This window comes from Pseudomonas putida (assembly GCF_001976065.1).
In the GTDB taxonomy this organism is placed as follows: Bacteria; Pseudomonadota; Gammaproteobacteria; order Pseudomonadales; family Pseudomonadaceae; genus Aquipseudomonas; species Aquipseudomonas serbica.
Window position 1 is genome coordinate 36,142 of sequence record NZ_MNAH01000004.1, and the last position, 17,285, is coordinate 53,426.

At 59.1% G+C, this 17,285-nt stretch carries 16 protein-coding genes; 13 read left to right on the forward strand and 3 right to left on the reverse strand.

Annotated features, from left to right (window positions below):
* Nucleotides 1-64: 64 nt before the first annotated feature.
* The 11 genes from BKX96_RS15395 to BKX96_RS15445 all read left to right on the forward strand — a co-directional run bounded on the left by BKX96_RS15395 (nucleotide 65) and on the right by BKX96_RS15445 (nucleotide 14,188).
* A complete protein-coding gene (locus tag BKX96_RS15395; RefSeq protein ID WP_077184560.1) occupies nucleotides 65-2,863 on the forward strand; it encodes an LPS-assembly protein LptD in 2,799 nt (932 codons plus the stop codon).
* Nucleotides 2,838-4,160, forward strand: a complete 1,323-nt coding sequence (gene surA, locus BKX96_RS15400; protein WP_179092154.1) for a peptidylprolyl isomerase SurA — start codon at nucleotides 2,838-2,840, stop codon at nucleotides 4,158-4,160. The genes BKX96_RS15395 and surA overlap by 26 nt, the downstream gene beginning before the upstream one ends.
* On the forward strand, nucleotides 4,157-5,146 hold the full coding sequence (gene pdxA / locus BKX96_RS15405) for a 4-hydroxythreonine-4-phosphate dehydrogenase PdxA (protein WP_077184564.1): 990 nt from the start codon (nucleotides 4,157-4,159) through the stop codon (nucleotides 5,144-5,146). The genes surA and pdxA overlap by 4 nt, the downstream gene beginning before the upstream one ends.
* Nucleotides 5,143-5,961, forward strand: a complete 819-nt coding sequence (gene rsmA / locus BKX96_RS15410; RefSeq protein WP_046818186.1) for a 16S rRNA (adenine(1518)-N(6)/adenine(1519)-N(6))-dimethyltransferase RsmA — start codon at nucleotides 5,143-5,145, stop codon at nucleotides 5,959-5,961. Before pdxA ends, rsmA begins: the two co-directional genes overlap by 4 nt.
* Nucleotides 5,962-6,082: 121 nt before the next feature.
* Nucleotides 6,083-6,463: a Co2+/Mg2+ efflux facilitator ApaG/CorD gene (gene apaG / locus BKX96_RS15415; protein ID WP_046818187.1), complete on the forward strand. Its 381-nt coding sequence runs from the start codon at nucleotides 6,083-6,085 to the stop codon at nucleotides 6,461-6,463.
* Nucleotides 6,463-7,347, forward strand: coding sequence for a symmetrical bis(5'-nucleosyl)-tetraphosphatase (locus BKX96_RS15420; protein WP_046818188.1), 885 nt, complete (start codon nucleotides 6,463-6,465; stop codon nucleotides 7,345-7,347). The genes apaG and BKX96_RS15420 overlap by 1 nt, the downstream gene beginning before the upstream one ends.
* 33 nt (nucleotides 7,348-7,380) lie before the next feature.
* Nucleotides 7,381-7,710: a thiosulfate sulfurtransferase GlpE gene (glpE, locus tag BKX96_RS15425; RefSeq protein WP_046818189.1), complete on the forward strand. Its 330-nt coding sequence runs from the start codon at nucleotides 7,381-7,383 to the stop codon at nucleotides 7,708-7,710.
* Nucleotides 7,711-8,006: 296 nt separating this feature from the next.
* Entirely contained in the window at nucleotides 8,007-9,929 is a 1,923-nt protein-coding gene (locus BKX96_RS15430) for a PrkA family serine protein kinase (RefSeq protein WP_008061555.1), read from the forward strand.
* Nucleotides 9,930-10,070: 141 nt separating this feature from the next.
* Nucleotides 10,071-11,342, forward strand: a complete 1,272-nt coding sequence (locus BKX96_RS15435) for a YeaH/YhbH family protein (protein ID WP_008061553.1) — start codon at nucleotides 10,071-10,073, stop codon at nucleotides 11,340-11,342.
* Entirely contained in the window at nucleotides 11,339-12,901 is a 1,563-nt protein-coding gene (locus BKX96_RS15440) for a SpoVR family protein (protein WP_046818190.1), read from the forward strand. Before BKX96_RS15435 ends, BKX96_RS15440 begins: the two co-directional genes overlap by 4 nt.
* A gap of 63 nt (nucleotides 12,902-12,964) precedes the next feature.
* Nucleotides 12,965-14,188 (forward strand): multifunctional CCA addition/repair protein, encoded by a 1,224-nt coding sequence (locus tag BKX96_RS15445; RefSeq protein WP_077184566.1) that lies wholly within the window; start codon nucleotides 12,965-12,967, stop codon nucleotides 14,186-14,188.
* Between the two features lie 90 nt (nucleotides 14,189-14,278).
* Here the strand turns inward: BKX96_RS15445 and folK are convergent, their stop codons facing one another.
* The gene (folK, locus tag BKX96_RS15450) at nucleotides 14,279-14,797 is read right to left on the reverse strand and encodes a 2-amino-4-hydroxy-6-hydroxymethyldihydropteridine diphosphokinase (protein ID WP_077184569.1); all 519 of its coding nucleotides are present in this window, start codon (nucleotides 14,795-14,797) and stop codon (nucleotides 14,279-14,281) included.
* Complete coding sequence (folB, locus tag BKX96_RS15455; RefSeq protein ID WP_008051601.1) at nucleotides 14,788-15,144, reverse strand: dihydroneopterin aldolase; 357 nt, start codon at nucleotides 15,142-15,144, stop codon at nucleotides 14,788-14,790. Before folB ends, folK begins: the two co-directional genes overlap by 10 nt.
* Nucleotides 15,145-15,218: 74 nt before the next feature.
* Between folB and plsY the strand changes: the two genes are divergently transcribed.
* The gene (plsY, locus tag BKX96_RS15460; protein WP_046818193.1) at nucleotides 15,219-15,788 is read left to right on the forward strand and encodes a glycerol-3-phosphate 1-O-acyltransferase PlsY; all 570 of its coding nucleotides are present in this window, start codon (nucleotides 15,219-15,221) and stop codon (nucleotides 15,786-15,788) included.
* Nucleotides 15,789-15,811: 23 nt separating this feature from the next.
* On the opposite strand, the gene tsaD is transcribed toward plsY, so the two are convergent.
* Entirely contained in the window at nucleotides 15,812-16,837 is a 1,026-nt protein-coding gene (gene tsaD / locus BKX96_RS15465; RefSeq protein ID WP_046818194.1) for a tRNA (adenosine(37)-N6)-threonylcarbamoyltransferase complex transferase subunit TsaD, read from the reverse strand.
* A 199-nt stretch (nucleotides 16,838-17,036) separates the two neighbouring features.
* On the opposite strand from tsaD, the gene rpsU reads away from it, so the two are divergent.
* Complete coding sequence (gene rpsU / locus BKX96_RS15470; RefSeq protein ID WP_002551877.1) at nucleotides 17,037-17,252, forward strand: 30S ribosomal protein S21; 216 nt, start codon at nucleotides 17,037-17,039, stop codon at nucleotides 17,250-17,252.
* Nucleotides 17,253-17,285: the final 33 nt, after the last annotated feature.

The following is a 17,285-nucleotide window of genomic DNA, read 5'->3' on the forward strand; positions in this document are numbered from 1 at the left end:
ACCATCGAGAGGCGTGCGGCCCACACCGCGGGCAGATGGCACGCAGGAAGCCCGGACTATTAAGATGGCATTGAAATCCCCCGCGTTTCGTAAAAAATTTCCGTTGTTGATGACCGGCAGTTTGCTGGCTCTGCAACCCTTGGCCAGCCCTTTCGTGGTCGCCGCGGAACAGTATGACTGCTCGGTCTCCGCTTCGGGTGCCTGGAATTGTGCGCCAAAATCGCCGGCGGCGGCATTGCCTCCGCGTCCTGTCCATGAAGGCAGCGCCGTCAGCGCCACCGGCGAGACACCCGCCGAAACGGGCGCCAGCGAAGAGACAGGCGCCAAACCTGCACTGGTCACCGAATCCAAAGGCCGCGGCCTGAAGTCGCGTAGCGCAGACTATAGCCACCTCGACTGGGTTCCACGCGAGCAACTCACTGCAGCACAATTGGCCGAAACCGGTCCTTATTGTTCTGGTTCCTATATCGAACCGATTCGTCCTGGCATGAATGACAAGACGAATAAAAGTGACGCCCCAACCTTTATCGGCGCCAAAGCTTCCCGCTACAAGCAGGATGAGCAAGTCGCCACCCTGGCCGGTGACGTGGTCATGCGCCAGGGCAGCATGCAGGTCGAAGCGGACGAAGCCAACCTCTACCAGGCCGAGAGCCGGGGTGAGCTGAGCGGCAACGTGCGCATTCGCGACAACGGTGCACTGATCGTGGGTGACCACGCCGATGTGCAGCTCGATACCGGTGAAGCCAAGGTCGACAACGCCGAATACGTGATGCACAAATCGCGCATCCGCGGTAACGCGCTGTACGCCAAGCGTGCCGAGAACGCGATCATCCGTCTCAAGGATGGTACGTACACCACGTGCGAACCGAACAGCAACGCCTGGCAGCTCAAGGGCAACAACATCACCCTGAACCCGGCAACCGGCTTCGGTACCGCGACCAACGTGACGCTGCGGGTCAAGGACATTCCGGTCCTGTACACGCCGTATATCTACTTCCCGATCGACGACCGTCGTCAATCCGGCTTCCTGCCGCCGACCATCGGCACCGGCAGCGATACCGGCTTCCTGCTGGTCACGCCGTACTACTTCAACCTGGCACCGAACTACGATGCCACGTTGTACCCGCGCTACATGAGCGATCGCGGCCTGTTGATGGAAGGCGAATTCCGCTACCTCACCAAGTCCAGCGAAGGCCAGTTCGGCGCCGCGTACCTCAATGACGAGAACGACGATCGCAAGCTGCAGACCGATTACGATAAAACCCGCTACATGTACAACTGGCAGCACAAGGGTGGTCTTGATTCGCGTGTATTCTCGGAAGTCGATTACACCAAGATCAGCGACCCTTATTACTTCCAGGACCTGCAGACCGATCAAATTGGCGTGAAGAGTGCCGACTACGTCAACCAGCAAGGTGCCGTCAGCTACCGTGGCGACAGCTACACCGCTCGCGTGAATGCCCAGGCTTATCAGCTGGCGACTGTGTCGAACATCACGCCGTACGACCGTTTGCCGCAAATCACCTTCAATGGTGCGCTGCCGGATCGTCCAGGCGGTCTGAACTTCACCTATGACACCGAGCTCGTGCGGTTCGACCGGGACTTGAAGAACGGCGACTACACTGATGAAGACGGCAATGTTGAGCCGCGTCTCGACACCAACGTTCAAGGCCTGGCTCGCGCCAATGGCGATCGACTCAACCTTGCGCCAGCCGTCAGCTTTCCAATGGAAGCGGGCTATGGCTTCCTGACGCCAAAACTCAAGTACCAGTACACGCAGTATCAACTGGACCTGGATAGCATCGGGAAAAGCCAGGTTGCCGCGCAGAATGCAGAACAGGACCGGCTCAACGGCACGTTCGACAGCAACCAGAACCGCGGCGTGCCGATCGCAAGTATCGACAGCGGCCTGTATTTCGATCGCAAGACCAACTGGTTTGGCAAAAACTATAACCAGACCCTTGAGCCACGCCTGTTCTACCTCTACGTACCCGAGAAGGACCAGGAAGACATTCCGGTATTCGACACCAGCGAGTACACGTTCAACTATGCATCGCTGTTCCGCGACAATCGCTTCTCGGGCTCCGACCGTGTCGGCGACGAGAACAAACTGTCCTTGGGCGTGACCAGCCGCTGGATCGAAGAAAACGGTTTCGAGCGCCAACGCATTGCCGTCGGCCAGGCCTTTTATTTCAAGGACCGCAAAGTCCAGTTGCCAGGTATCGATGCCAGAACCCGTGAAGACTCGCAATCGAGTGTTTCGCCTTATGCGCTGGAATATGAATATCGCTGGAACCGCGACTGGCGCACTACTGCCGATTACAACTGGGATCCGGACAGCCGCAGTCCTCGTTCGGGCAGCGCGATGTTCCATTACCAGCCTGAAGACAACCCGAACAAGGTCATCAACGCCGGCTATCGCTATCGCAACGACCAAGTTCGTTACGACCAGAACAGCGGTACATGGTCGGTGGGCGGTGGCGATTACGGCACCCCGGGCCAGCCTGGCTACGTGAAGGACTACTACAAGATCGAACAGCACGACTTCTCGGTGATCTGGCCAGTCGTGCCGCAATGGAACGTCATCAGCCGCTGGCAGTACGACTACAACCGCAACCGTACCCTGGAAGCCTTCGGTGGCTTCGAGTACGACAACTGCTGCTGGAAACTGCGCCTGATCAACCGTTACTGGGTCGATTATGACGAAACCAGTCAAGACGCTCCGGAAAACGAAAAAGGCGACCATGGCGTCTTCCTCCAAATTGTTCTGAAGGGACTCGGCGGCCTCACCGGCGCCAAAGTAGAGAGTTTCCTCGACAAAGGCATCCAAGGTTATCGTGAACGTGAAGACCAAGCTTTCTGATTGTCTGCGCCCGCTGCTGCTGGGCGCGCTGTTCCTGGGTACCGCGGCCAACGCCGCGGTACAGTCCATCGATAAAGTGGTGGCCATTGTCGACAACGACGTGGTCATGCAAAGCCAACTGGACCAACGGGTCCATGAAGTCCAGCAAACCATCGCCAAGCGCGGCTCCGCCGTGCCTCCGGCCAGCGTACTGGAGCAACAGGTGCTCGAGCGCCTGATCGTCGAGAACCTGCAACTGCAGATCGGCGAACGTTCCGGCATCCGTATCACCGATGAAGAACTGAACCAGGCTGTCGGCACCATCGCCCAGCGCAATAACATGTCGGTTGAGCAATTTCGCGCGGCACTGACTCACGATGGCCTGTCCTACGACGATGCTCGTGACCAGATCCGTCGTGAGATGGTCATCAGCCGCGTGCGCCAACGCCGTGTGGCCGAGCGTATCCAGGTGTCCGAGCAGGAAGTCAAAAACTTCCTCGCTTCAGACCTTGGCAAAATGCAGCTGTCCCAAGAGTTCCGCCTGTCCAACATCATGATTGCCACGCCGGAAAGCGCCAATTCCGACGCCATTCAGAATGCGGCCAAACAGGCTGACGCGGTTTACCAGCAACTCAAGCAAGGCGCTGACTTCGCTCAGTTGGCCCTGGCCAAATCCGCCAGCGAAACCGCACTGGAAGGCGGCGACATGGGCTGGCGTAAAGCCGCTCAACTGCCACCACCCTTCGATCGCCTGTTGAGCACCATGGCTGTTGGCGATATCACCCAGCCAATGCGTACGCCAGGTGGCTTCATCATCCTGAAGATCACCGACAAGCGTGGCGGTGAAGCGCAGGTGCGTGATGAAGTGCACGTTCGTCACATCCTGGTCAAACCAAGTCCGATCCGTGACGAAGCAAAAACCAAGGCCCTGGCCGAGTCGCTCTACAGCCGCATCGAATCGGGTGAAGACTTCGGCGAACTGGCAAAAAGCTACTCGGAAGATCCGGGGTCCGCGCTCAACGGCGGCGATCTGAACTGGATCGACCCGAGTGTATTGGTTCCGGAGTTCCGCGAAGTGATGGCCAAGACCCCACAAGGTCAGCTGTCCAAGCCGTTCCAGACTCAATACGGCTGGCACGTCCTGGAAGTCCTTGGCCGTCGCGCCACCGACAGCACCAACCAGGCTCGCGAGCAACAAGCGATGACCGTACTGCGTAACCGCAAATACGACGAAGAGTTGCAAACCTGGCTGCGTCAGATCCGTGACGAAGCGTACGTGGAAATCAAACTCCCTGGCGCCGACCAGGCAGCACAGTGAAACCCAAGCGTTTCGCGCTGACACCCGGCGAACCGGCCGGCATAGGTCCCGACCTGTGCCTGCTGCTCGCCGCGCAAGCCCAGCCGCACCCCCTGATTGCCATTACCAGCCGCGACCTGCTCCTTGAGCGGGCCGCGCAGTTGGGTGTGGTTGTCGATGTGCTGCCCGTCACGCCAGACAACTGGCCGGATGTTCCCGCTCCCGCCAACAGCCTGTATGTCTGGGATACACCGCTCAAAGCCAAGGTCGTCGCCGGGAAACTGGACAAGGCCAACGCCGCTTTCGTCCTGGAAACCCTGACACGCGCCGGCCAAGGCTGCCTGGACGGGCATTTTGCCGGCATGATCACCGCGCCGGTACACAAAGGCGTGATCAATGAATCCGGTATAGCGTTTTCCGGGCACACGGAGTTCCTCGCTGACCTGACCCATACCGCGCAAGTGGTCATGATGCTCGCTACCCGCGGCCTACGGGTAGCGCTGGTTACCACTCACCTGCCCCTGCGCGAGATTGCCGATGCAATCACGCCGCAACGCCTGGAGCGGGTGACGCGCATCCTGCACGCCGATCTGCAGGAAAAATTCGGTATCGCCAAGCCACGCATCCTGGTGTGCGGGCTCAACCCCCATGCCGGAGAAGGCGGACACCTGGGCCATGAAGAAATCGATATCATCGAACCCACATTAGAGCGCCTGCGCGGCGAAGGCATGGACCTACGCGGCCCCTTGCCCGCCGACACTCTGTTTACCCCCAAATATCTGGAGCATTGCGACGCAGTGCTGGCGATGTACCACGACCAGGGCCTGCCTGTGCTGAAATACAAAGGCTTCGGCGCAGCAGTCAATGTGACCCTCGGCTTGCCGATCATCCGCACATCGGTCGACCACGGCACCGCCCTGGATTTGGCCGGCAGCGGCAAAATCGACACCGGCAGCCTGCAAGTCGCCCTGGAAACCGCCTACCAGATGGCCGAGACCCGTTTATGACCGAGCAATACCAACACAAGGCGCGCAAGCGCTTTGGCCAGAACTTCCTGCACGATGCTGGCGTTATCGACCGCATCCTGCGTTCCATCCATGCCAAGGCCGAAGACCGTCTTCTGGAAATCGGCCCTGGCCAGGGCGCATTGACCCAAGGCCTGCTCAGCAGCGGCGCCCAGCTCGATGTGGTGGAACTGGACAAGGACCTGATCCCTATCCTCAACCAGCAGTTCGCCGGCAAGAGCAACTTCAACCTGCACCAGGGTGACGCACTGAAGTTCGACTTCACCAGCCTGAACGCTGCTCCAGGCAGCCTGCGTGTGGTCGGCAACCTGCCCTACAACATCTCTACCCCGCTGATTTTCCACCTGCTGCACAACGCCCACCTGATTCGCGACATGCACTTCATGCTACAAAAGGAAGTGGTCGAGCGCCTGGCGGCAGGACCTGGCGGCGGTGACTGGGGCCGGCTGTCGATCATGGTTCAGTACCACTGCCGAGTCGAACACCTGTTCAACGTAGGTCCTGGCGCATTCAATCCGCCGCCGAAAGTCGACTCGGCCATCGTGCGCCTGGTCCCCCACGCAGTATTGCCGCACCCGGCAAAGGACCACCGTTTGCTGGAGCGCGTCGTGCGTGAGGCCTTCAACCAGCGCCGCAAAACCCTGCGTAACACACTTAAGCTGTTGCTGAGCAATGCCGAAATCGAAGCCGCTGGGGTCGATGGCAGCTTGCGTCCCGAGCAGCTCGACCTGGCAGCCTTCGTGCGCCTTGCCGACAAGCTCAGCGAACAAGTCCTACAAAAACCCGCGGACGCCTGACAGAACTGAAGCGTTATCGGGTAGGACACCAGCGCCCATGTCTGGTTTACTATCCGATACCTGGCCTAGACTGACTCATCAGTTACGCCCCGCGTTCCGCTTCGTTTTTAAGGCCCTTTGCATGTCCGATCCTCGTTATCAGGTCGACGTCAGCGTCGTCACCCGCTATCTGGCAGAACAGTCGCAACCCGAGCAAGAGCGTTTTGCCTTCGCGTACACCATCACTGTGCAAAATAACGGCCTGTTACCGGCCAAACTGTTGTCACGGCACTGGGTCATCACCGATGGCGATGGACATGTCGAGGAGGTTCGTGGTGCGGGCGTGGTTGGCCAGCAACCGCTGATCGAGCCGGGTAAAAGCCATACCTACAGCAGCGGGACCGTAATGACCTCCAAAGTCGGCACCATGCAGGGTACTTACGAGATGCTCGCTGGCGATGGCAAACATTTCGATGCCACCATCGCCCCGTTCCGCCTGGCGGTGCCCGGAGCCTTGCACTGATGGCGACCTTTGCCGTTGGCGACCTGCAAGGCTGCCTCGACGCATTGCAGTGCCTGCTCAAGAAGGTCGCCTTCGATCCGGCAAAAGATTGTCTGTGGCTGGTGGGCGACCTGGTCAACCGTGGCCCGCAGTCGCTGGAAACCCTGCGCTTCCTCTATAGCATTCGCCAGTCGCTGGTGTGCGTGCTCGGCAACCACGACCTGCACTTGCTGGCGGCCGGGAAGAATATCGAACGCCTGAAGAAAACCGACACCCTGTGCGAGATCATAGAAGCCCCCGATAGCGTCGAATTGCTGGAATGGCTGCGTCAGCAAAAACTCATGCACTACGACGAACAGCGCAACATTGCGATGGTGCATGCCGGCATTCCACCGCAGTGGTCGCTGCGCAAAGCGCTGAAATACGCCGCCGAAGTCGAGACCGCCCTGCGCGACGACAACCTGCTGCCACCCTACCTCGATGGCATGTACGGTAACGATCCAGCGAAATGGGACAGCGACCTCAAGGGTGTGACACGCCTACGGGTGATCACCAACTATTTCACGCGCATGCGCTTCTGTACGGCCGAGGGCAAGCTTGACCTCAAGAGCAAGGAAGGCCTCGACACCGCCCCTGCAGGCTACAAGCCCTGGTTCCAGCACAAGGAACGCAAGACCCGCGACCTGAAGATCATCTTCGGCCACTGGGCAGCGCTGGAAGGCAAGGTCCAGGAGCCGAACGTCTCAGCCCTCGATACCGGCTGCGTCTGGGGCGGTGCCTTGACCCTGATGAACGTAGACACGGGCGAACGCCTGTCCTGCAAATGCGACGAACGTGGCCATGCCGCGATGCCGCCAGTCGTCCCACAGATTTCCGAACCATCGTCAGCCAGCGCCCCGCGCTAGACTGCGCTTTCAGCCGAGCCACAGGAGCCCGCCATGAGCGAATTCAAACGTATCCCCCCGGAACAGGCCCAGGCCCTGCGCGAACAAGGCGCAGTGGTGGTCGACGTCCGCGATCCTGCGACCTTTGCCGCCCTGCACATCAGCGGCTCGAAGCACCTGGACAACCACTCCCTGCACGCCTTCATCCAGAGTGCCGACCTGGACGCGCCAACCGTGGTGGTCTGCTATCACGGCAACTCCAGCCAGGGTGCCGCTGCCTACCTGATCAGCCAGGGTTTCTCCGACGTCTACAGCATGGATGGCGGTTTTGAGCTGTGGCGTACGACTTATCCTGCGGAAACGGCGCAAGGCACCTCCGAATAATTTTTTTGTCATGCGCAAGCCCCGGCTGCCGCGGGCTCGCGCGGTGGCAGACGAACGGTCAGCCACAACTAATTACGTATCTCGCCTTTACCTCCCGAATTCCCAACTATCCTTAAGCGCAGGCCATCCAAAACAGGGGAGAGCCGGTACACCGGCGCACGGGTCATCGGGAGTAGCTTTCGGGGTCGTCAGCTTCGAAAGAGTTCTGGGGGGTAAACAGCGACTGCCTGTTCGGTTGCTGCCAGCATCGACTGAGTGATCCGGCGTCGGCTCCACGTATCGAGCGAGGTGACGTCATGAGTATCTTTAGCCACTTCCAACAACGTTTCGAGTCCACACGCCAGGAAGAACTCTCGCTGCAAGAGTATCTGGAGTTGTGCAAAAAGGACCGTAGCGCCTACGTTTCCGCCGCCGAGCGTCTGTTGCTGGCCATCGGTGAGCCGGAACTCCTCGACACCTCGACCAACTCGAGGCTGTCGCGAATCTTCTCCAACAAGGTGATCCGCCGCTATCCGGCCTTTGAAGACTTCCACGGGATGGAAGAATGCATCGACCAGATCGTGTCGTATTTCCGCCATGCCGCCCAAGGCCTGGAAGAGAAGAAACAGATCCTTTATCTGCTCGGCCCCGTCGGCGGTGGTAAATCGTCCCTGGCCGAAAAACTCAAGCAACTGATGGAAAGAGTGCCCTTCTACGCGATCAAGGGCTCGCCGGTATTCGAATCGCCACTGGGTCTGTTCAACGCCACTGAAGATGGCGCGATCCTCGAGGAAGACTTCGGCATCCCGCGGCGCTACCTCAACACCATCATGTCGCCATGGGCCACCAAGCGCCTGGCCGAATTCGGCGGTGACATCAGCCAGTTCCGCGTGGTCAAGCTCTATCCGTCGATCCTCAACCAGATCGCCGTGGCCAAAACCGAACCAGGCGATGAAAACAACCAGGACATTTCGGCACTGGTGGGTAAGGTCGATATCCGCAAACTGGAAGAATTCCCACAGAACGATGCCGATGCCTACAGCTATTCGGGCGCACTGTGCCGGGCCAACCAGGGCCTGATGGAATTCGTCGAAATGTTCAAGGCGCCGATCAAGGTGCTGCACCCACTGCTGACCGCCACCCAGGAAGGCAACTACAACAGTACCGAAGGGCTTGGGGCAATTCCGTTCACCGGGATCCTGCTGGCCCACTCCAACGAATCGGAGTGGCACACCTTCCGCAACAACAAGAACAACGAAGCGTTCATCGACCGGATCTACATCGTCAAGGTGCCGTACTGCCTGCGTGTCAGTGACGAAGTGAAGATCTACGACAAGCTGCTGTTCAACAGCTCGCTGGCCAAAGCCCATTGCGCGCCAGACACCTTGAAGATGCTTGCACAGTTCACCGTACTTTCACGCCTGAAGGAGCCAGAAAACTCGAACATCTACTCCAAGATGCGGGTGTATGACGGTGAAAACCTCAAGGACACCGATCCGAAGGCCAAGTCGATCCAGGAGTATCGCGACAACGCCGGCGTCGATGAAGGCATGAACGGCCTGTCGACCCGCTTCGCGTTCAAGATCCTGTCCAAGGTCTTCAACTTCGATCCCCATGAAATCGCCGCCAACCCGGTTCACCTGCTCTATGTGCTGGAGCAACAGATCGAGCAGGAGCAGTTCCAGGCCGAAACCCGCGAGCGCTACCTGCGCTTCCTCAAGGAGTATCTGGCACCGCGATACATCGAATTCATCGGCAAGGAGATCCAGACCGCCTACCTCGAGTCCTACAGCGAGTACGGCCAGAACATCTTCGATCGTTATGTGCTGTACGCGGACTTCTGGATTCAGGACCAGGAGTATCGCGATCCGGAAACCGGCGAGATTCTCAACCGCGTCGCACTGAACGAAGAACTGGAGAAAATCGAAAAACCGGCGGGCATCAGCAATCCGAAGGATTTCCGCAACGAAATCGTCAACTTCGTACTGCGCGCCCGGGCCAACAACAACGGCAAGAACCCGACCTGGCTCAGCTACGAAAAACTGCGGGTGGTCATCGAGAAGAAAATGTTCTCCAACACCGAGGACCTCCTGCCCGTTATCAGCTTCAACGCCAAGGCCAGCAAAGAGGACCAGCAGAAACACAACGACTTCGTCACACGAATGGTCGAACGCGGTTACACCGACAAACAGGTACGGCTGCTGTCCGAGTGGTACCTGAGGGTCAGAAAATCCCAGTAAGGGAGCTGCAGGCGGCAAGCGACACCGCACCACCGAAAACGCGTTGTTGGCGTAATTGTGGCCATATGTCGCGCGCCGCTTGTTTCTGAAGCTTCTGTCTTGCAGCTTGAAGCTTATGACTCGAAGCTCCCCGGAGGGCCTATGAGCTATGTGATCGACCGACGTCTCAATGGCAAGAACAAGAGCACGGTGAACCGCCAGCGGTTTCTGCGGCGGTACCGTGACCACATCAAAAAGGCTGTCGAAGAGGCGGTCAGTCGGCGTTCCATTACCGATATGGAACACGGCGAGCAAATCAGCATCCCGGGGCGTGACATCGACGAACCGGTGCTTCACCACGGGCGTGGCGGCAAACAGACCGTCGTGCACCCCGGCAACAAGGAATTCACCAGCGGCGAACACATTGCGCGCCCACCTGGGGGTGGTGGCGGCAGAGGGCCTGGCAAGGCCGGCAACTCGGGCGAAGGAATGGACGAGTTCGTCTTCCAGATCACCCAGGAAGAATTCCTCGAATTCATGTTCGAAGACCTTGAGCTGCCTAACCTGGTCAAGCGCAACCTGACCGGCACCGACACCTTCAAGACCGTTCGCGCAGGGATCAGCAACGAGGGCAATCCGTCGCGGATCAACATCATCCGCACACTGCGCTCAGCCCATGCTCGGCGAATCGCCCTCTCTGGCAGCAGCCGGGCGAAACTGCGCGAAGCCAAGGAAGAACTCCTGCGACTCAAGCAGGAAGAACCGGACAACTTCGGCGATATCCAGGAACTTGAGGCAGAAATCGAAAAACTCAGCGCACGCATTCATCGCGTCCCTTTTCTCGACACCTTCGACCTCAAGTACAACCTGCTGATCAAGCAACCCAACCCCAGCTCGAAGGCGGTGATGTTCTGCCTCATGGACGTTTCCGGCTCGATGACCCAGGCGACCAAGGACATCGCCAAGCGCTTCTTCATCCTGCTGTACCTGTTTCTCAAGCGTAACTACGACAAGATTGACGTGGTGTTCATCCGCCACCACACCAGCGCCCGTGAAGTGGACGAGGAAGAGTTCTTCTACTCCCGCGAAACCGGCGGGACCATCGTGTCCAGTGCCTTGAAGTTGATGCAAGAGATCATGGCCGAGCGCTATCCGGCAAACGAGTGGAACATCTATGCCGCCCAGGCCTCCGACGGCGACAACTGGAACGACGACTCGCCGATTTGCCGCGACATCCTGATCAACCAGATCATGCCTTTCGTGCAGTACTACACTTATGTCGAGATTACCCCACGGGAACATCAGGCCCTGTGGTTCGAATACGAGCGCATCGCCGAAGCCTTTTCCGACACTTTTGCCCAGCAACAACTGGTATCGGCCGGGGATATCTATCCGGTCTTCCGTGAACTCTTCCAGCGCAGGTTAGTGACATGACCGCCAAAGAGCAGAAGCGCCAACCCATATCCACCGGATCGGAATGGACGTTCGAGCTGATCCAGGCCTACGACCGTGAAATCAGTCGTATTGCGGCTCGCTACGCGCTCGATACGTACCCTAACCAGATTGAAGTGATCACCGCTGAGCAGATGATGGACGCCTACGCCTCTGTGGGCATGCCTCTGGGCTATCACCACTGGTCCTACGGCAAACACTTCCTCAGCACCGAAAAGTCCTACACGCGTGGCCAGATGGGGTTGGCCTATGAAATCGTGATCAACTCCGATCCGTGCATCGCCTACCTCATGGAGGAAAACACCATCTGCATGCAGGCGCTGGTGGTGGCGCATGCGTGCTACGGGCACAACAGCTTCTTCAAGGGCAATTACCTGTTCCGCACATGGACCGATGCCAGCTCGATCATCGACTACCTGGTGTTCGCCAAGCAGTACATCATGCAATGCGAGGAGCGCCATGGCATCGATGCGGTCGAGGACTTGCTCGACTCCTGCCACGCCTTGATGAATTACGGGGTCGACCGCTACAAACGCCCTTACCCTATTTCCGCCGAGGAAGAACGGCGCCGCCAAAAAGACCGGGAAGAACATCTGCAGAAGCAGATCAATGACCTGTGGCGCACCATTCCCAAAGGCGCGGACAAGTACAGCGACAAGGACAACGCGCGCTTCCCCGCCGAACCGCAGGAAAACATCCTGTACTTCATCGAAAAACATGCGCCGTTGCTGGAGCCCTGGCAGCGGGAAATCGTGCGGATCGTACGCAAGATCGCCCAGTATTTCTATCCACAGCGCCAGACCCAGGTCATGAACGAAGGGTGGGCCACATTCTGGCACTACACCCTGATGAACGATCTATACGACGAAGGCCTGGTGACCGATGGCTTCATGATGGAGTTCCTGACGTCCCACACCAGCGTTGTCTTCCAGCCTGGCTTCGACAGTCCCTATTACAGCGGCATCAACCCCTACGCCTTGGGCTTTGCCATGTATCGCGACATCCGTCGCATGTGCGAAGAGCCCACTGAAGAGGATTACCGCTGGTTCCCGGACATTGCCGGCACCGACTGGCTGGCAGCCATCAAGTTCGCCATGAGCAGTTTCAAGGATGAGAGTTTCATCCTGCAGTACCTTTCACCCAAAGTGATCCGTGACCTGAAACTGTTCAGTATTCTCGATGATGATCAGAAAGACGATCTACTGGTGCCAGCCATTCACGACGAAGGCGGCTATCGCATCATCCGTGAAACCCTGGCGGCACAGTACAACCTGGGCAATCGCGAACCGAACGTTCAGATCTACAGTATCGACAGACGCGGCGACCGCTCCCTGACCCTGCGTCACCAACAACATGACCGAAAACCGCTGGGAGAGTCCACCGAGGAAGTGCTCAAGCATCTGCATCGCCTCTGGGGCTTCGATATTCACCTGGAAACCTTGCAGGGTGACCAGATCATGAAAACCCACCATGTGCCGCCACGCAGTGAACACAGCGAAGGCGATTACGGCCGACTGGACCTGGCCGTCATCCATTTGTGATTCCGGTTGTGCCTCCGAACGCTCGACGTAAGGGTTATCCTGTCGAGCTAACGGAGGTTTTTCATGCAGATTTATAAAGTTGGCGGTGCGGTACGCGATCGCCTGCTCGGCATACCTGTCACTGACATCGACCGAGTCGTGGTCGGAGCGACGACCGAGGAGATGCTCGCCCAGGGTTATCGGCCGGTGGGGGCCGACTTTCCGGTGTTTCTTCATCCGAAAACCGGCGAGGAATATGCCCTCGCCCGGACCGAACGCAAAAGCGGACGCGGTTACGGTGGGTTCACGTTCCACGCCAGTCCCGATGTGACCCTCGAAGAAGACCTGATTCGCCGCGACCTGACGATCAACGCGATGGCCGAAGACGATCAGCAGAAACTGACCGACCCCTACAACGGCCAGCGCGATCTTGAGGCCCGTGTTCTTCGGCACGTTTCCCCAGCGTTTGCCGAGGATCCCCTCCGGGTTTTGCGCGTTGCCCGCTTCGCGGCACGCTATGCCGAACTCGGCTTCACCGTCGCCCCCGAAACCCTTGAACTGATGCGCCAGCTCAGCGAATCAGGCGAACTGCAAGCGCTTACGGCGGAGCGCAGCTGGAAAGAAATCTCCCGCGCCCTGATGGAAAACCAGCCACAGGTGTTTATCGAAGTGTTGCGCGCATGCGGTGCCCTTAAAGAGCTGATGCCGGAAGTTGACGCACTGTTTGGCGTCCCGCAGCCCGAGAGCCACCACCCGGAAATCGACACTGGCGCCCACACCCTGAGCGTGCTGCAGCAAGCGGCAGAACATGAACAGCCGCTGACCGTGCGCTGGGCGTGCCTGCTACATGATCTGGGGAAAGGGCTGACGCCGGAGGATCAATGGCCGCGGCACATTGCTCACGAGTCCAAGGGACTGAAACTGATCAAGGCGGTCAACGAACGCTTCAAGGCGCCGAAGGATTGCCAGGAGCTGGCGTTGCTGGTGGGCGAATATCACACCCACGGTCATCGCGCACTCGAGCTGAAGCCATCGACCTTGCTCGAGCTACTGCAGAGCTTCGACGTTTACCGTCGACCGCAACGGTTCGAGGAATTCATCGCAGCGTGCGAGATGGATGCACGTGGCCGTAAAGGGCTGGAGCAGAGAAGTTATCCACAGGCGGATTATCTGCGCGGGGCGGCGACAGCAGCGCGTAGCGTGGCGGTTCAGCCGCTGCTGGAGCAGGGATTCAAGGGGCCGCAGTTGGGTGAGGCGATCAAGCGCGAACGGCTCAAGGCTTTGAAGGCCTACAAGGAACAAGCTTAAGCATCAAAAGTTCGCAGCCTGCGGCAGCTCCTATAGGGGAAATATGCGTTTCCCTGGAGGAGCTGCCGCAGGCTGGCTGCGATCATTGCTTTACAGCAAGCTGGACGGGGTCAATGGCTGCCCACGCCACTCAAACGCCACCGGCGCCAGCACCTGATCAATCTGCGATTCGGCCCACAACGCGGCGAAATTTTTACCTACGCCCGGGTGCACGCGATCTGGAGCAATCAGCGACAACGGCCACAACACAAAGGCATTCTTAAGAATTTCCGCCCTCGGCAACACCAGGCCATCGAAGTTTCCCACAAGGTCGCCGTACAGCAACACGTCGATATCCAGAGGCAAACCTCGGCGATCCGGTGCATAACGACCGTTATCGGCCTCGATAAACTTCAACCGGCGATCCAGCTCCATTAGCGGCAAGTCGGTGTAGGCCGACACCACGAAATTGAAGAACGGCCCGCTCTTGATCCCCACCGGCTGGCTTTCGAAAACCGCGGAGCAACGAATATCCACCAGAAAACCCGCCAGGGCCTCCAGGCCGGCTTGCAAATGGGTTTCGCGCTCGATGTTGCTGCCGAGCCCGAGATACACCTGAGTCAGCGACATCCGCGCTCGATCTCCACACCCACGCCACCGGTAGCGGCAGGAACTGCGCCTGGCTTGGTCAACTTGAGGCGCATCCAGGTGATCTTGAATTCGCTCATCAGCACTTCCACCAGGCGCTCGGCGAAAGTCTCGACCAACTGGAACTGTGCCTGCTCGGCAAAGGCCTGGATGCGCGATGAAACGCTCGCGTAATCAAGCGCCAGGGTCAGGTCATCGCCAGCGGCGGCCGGGCGATTGTCCCAGGCGAAACTCAGGTCAAGCCGCAAGCACTGTCGGATGCCTCGCTCCCAGTCATAGGCACCGATCACGGTGTCGACTTCCAGGCCCTCGATAAACACTCTGTCCAAGCACTTTTCTCCGCTGCACGACAAGGGCGCAATGCGCCGTTAGAATCAGGGCGTCCTCGCCCGGAATAGTTAGCATGTTTTGGTTACTGGCGATCCTCGCCTACCTGCTCGGCTCTCTGTCCTTCGCCATCTTGCTCAGCCGCTTGACCGGTAACCCCGATCCGCGAATGAGTGGCTCGGGCAATGCTGGCGCCACCAACATGCTGCGCCTGGCGGGCAAGAAACTCGCCATCCTGACGCTGCTCGGCGACCTCTGCAAAGGCCTGCTGCCCGTACTGATCGCCGGCCTCGCAGGCTTGTCACTACAGGATCAGGCCTGGATCGGCGTCTGCGCCGTCATCGGCCACCTGTTCCCACTGTACTTCCACTTTCGCGGTGGCAAGGGTGTCGCCACCGCTGCCGGCATGCTGCTGGGGCTATACCCGCCCGCGGCCCTGATGGCCGTATGCGCCTGGCTGCTGACGTTCTACCTGACCCGTACCAGCTCGCTGGCCGCCTTGATCGCCACGCCCTTGACCCTGCCACTGCTGGCCTGGCAAGAGCCGGCTGCTCTGCTGCCGATGTGCGCCCTGACCGCAATGATCGTCTGGCGCCACCGGGGCAATCTACGCGACCTGTTTGCCGGGCGCGAACGGCATTTTTAGCCGCCAGCCAGGCGCCGCCCTCATCACAAAGGCGACAACTGCTCCATCGGCCACCGCGCCTGCACGCTGATCGCCAGGCTTTCCTGCTGACCCGCCTTCAGGCGCTGACAGCCAGCAAACGCAATCATGGCGCCATTATCGGTACAGAACTGCGGACGGGCGTAAAAAACATCGCCCTTCATGTCACCGAGCATTTTTTCCAGGGAAACGCGCAACGCCTTGTTGGCACTGACGCCGCCAGCGATCACCAGGCGCTTCATGCCAGCCGCTTTCAGGGCGCGCTTGCACTTGATGGTCAAAGTCTCTACCACGGCCTGCTGGAACGCCAGCGAGATGTCGCAACGGGCTTGCTCACCGTCGTCTGCAGCGCTCACGCACTGCTGCCAGGTGTTCAGGGCGAAAGTTTTCAAGCCGCTGAAGCTGAAGTCCAGGCCTGGGCGGTCGCACATCGGACGCGGGAAGACGAAACGTCCTGCAACGCCCTGCTCTGCCAGGCGAGCGATTTCCGGGCCACCCGGATAATTGAGCCCCATCATCTTCGCGGTCTTGTCGAAGGCTTCGCCCGCGGCATCGTCCAGCGTTTCGCCAAGCAGTGTGTATTGACCGATTCCGTCGACCTGAACCAACTGCGTATGGCCGCCCGACACCAACAAAGCGACGAACGGAAATTCGGGCGGCTGAGACTCCAGCATCGGCGCCAGCAGGTGTCCTTCCATGTGGTGCACGCCCAGCGCTGGAATACCCCAGGCAAAGGCCAGCGCCTGGGCACAGGAAGCACCGACCAGCAGCGCGCCGACCAGGCCGGGGCCCGCGGTATACGCGATGGCGTCGATCTCGGTCGGCACGCAGCCGGCTTCGGCCAACACCTGACGAATCAAGGGCAGCATGCGCTTGACGTGGTCACGCGAGGCCAGCTCCGGCACTACGCCACCATAGGCGCGGTGCAGGTCGATCTGGCTGAACAGCGCATCGGCCAGCAGGCCGCGCTCACTGTCGTAAAGCGCGACACCGGTTTCGTCGCAAGAGGTTTCTAATCCCAGTACTAGCATGGGTTTGCGCCTTGTTTAGGCTGAATTCGAAGGCGCGCATAATAGTCGCCGCGTGATGCCCCGACCAGCGGTTTTCGATCAGAGGCTTTGCATTCCGTGCGATGAGGGGTTAACATCCGCAACCCTTAAAAACCGACGTCTTCAAGTGCTCTTTTGCCGCGAGGATGTTGACCCCGGTAATGAATGAAGGTAGCTCTGGATGCCAGCCGTCAAAGTAAAAGAGAACGAACCCTTCGACGTAGCTCTGCGTCGTTTCAAGCGCTCCTGCGAAAAAGCCGGTGTACTGGCTGAAGTTCGTAGCCGCGAATTTTACGAGAAGCCAACTTCTGAGCGTAAGCGCAAGGCAGCAGCCGCTGTTAAGCGTCACGCCAAGAAAGTTCAGCGCGAACAGCGCCGCGCCGTTCGTCTGTACTAATACACAGACGATCGTAGCAAGCTTCTGCCAAGC

Excerpts from the sequence above, each read along its gene's own strand:
- rpsU (WP_002551877.1), top strand. The coding sequence starts at position 17,037 with ATGCCAGCCGTCAAAGTAAAAGAGAACGAACCCTTCGACGTAGCTCTG.
- folK (WP_077184569.1), bottom strand. The coding sequence starts at position 14,797 with ATGTCGCTGACTCAGGTGTATCTCGGGCTCGGCAGCAACATCGAGCGC.
- BKX96_RS15435 (WP_008061553.1), top strand. The coding sequence starts at position 10,071 with ATGAGCTATGTGATCGACCGACGTCTCAATGGCAAGAACAAGAGCACG.
- BKX96_RS15420 (WP_046818188.1), top strand. The coding sequence starts at position 6,463 with ATGGCGACCTTTGCCGTTGGCGACCTGCAAGGCTGCCTCGACGCATTG.
- BKX96_RS15445 (WP_077184566.1), top strand. The coding sequence starts at position 12,965 with ATGCAGATTTATAAAGTTGGCGGTGCGGTACGCGATCGCCTGCTCGGC.
- plsY (WP_046818193.1), top strand. The coding sequence starts at position 15,219 with ATGTTTTGGTTACTGGCGATCCTCGCCTACCTGCTCGGCTCTCTGTCC.
- tsaD (WP_046818194.1), bottom strand. The coding sequence starts at position 16,837 with ATGCTAGTACTGGGATTAGAAACCTCTTGCGACGAAACCGGTGTCGCG.
- BKX96_RS15440 (WP_046818190.1), top strand. The coding sequence starts at position 11,339 with ATGACCGCCAAAGAGCAGAAGCGCCAACCCATATCCACCGGATCGGAA.
- apaG (WP_046818187.1), top strand. The coding sequence starts at position 6,083 with ATGTCCGATCCTCGTTATCAGGTCGACGTCAGCGTCGTCACCCGCTAT.
- BKX96_RS15395 (WP_077184560.1), top strand. The coding sequence starts at position 65 with ATGGCATTGAAATCCCCCGCGTTTCGTAAAAAATTTCCGTTGTTGATG.
- BKX96_RS15430 (WP_008061555.1), top strand. The coding sequence starts at position 8,007 with ATGAGTATCTTTAGCCACTTCCAACAACGTTTCGAGTCCACACGCCAG.
- glpE (WP_046818189.1), top strand. The coding sequence starts at position 7,381 with ATGAGCGAATTCAAACGTATCCCCCCGGAACAGGCCCAGGCCCTGCGC.
- rsmA (WP_046818186.1), top strand. The coding sequence starts at position 5,143 with ATGACCGAGCAATACCAACACAAGGCGCGCAAGCGCTTTGGCCAGAAC.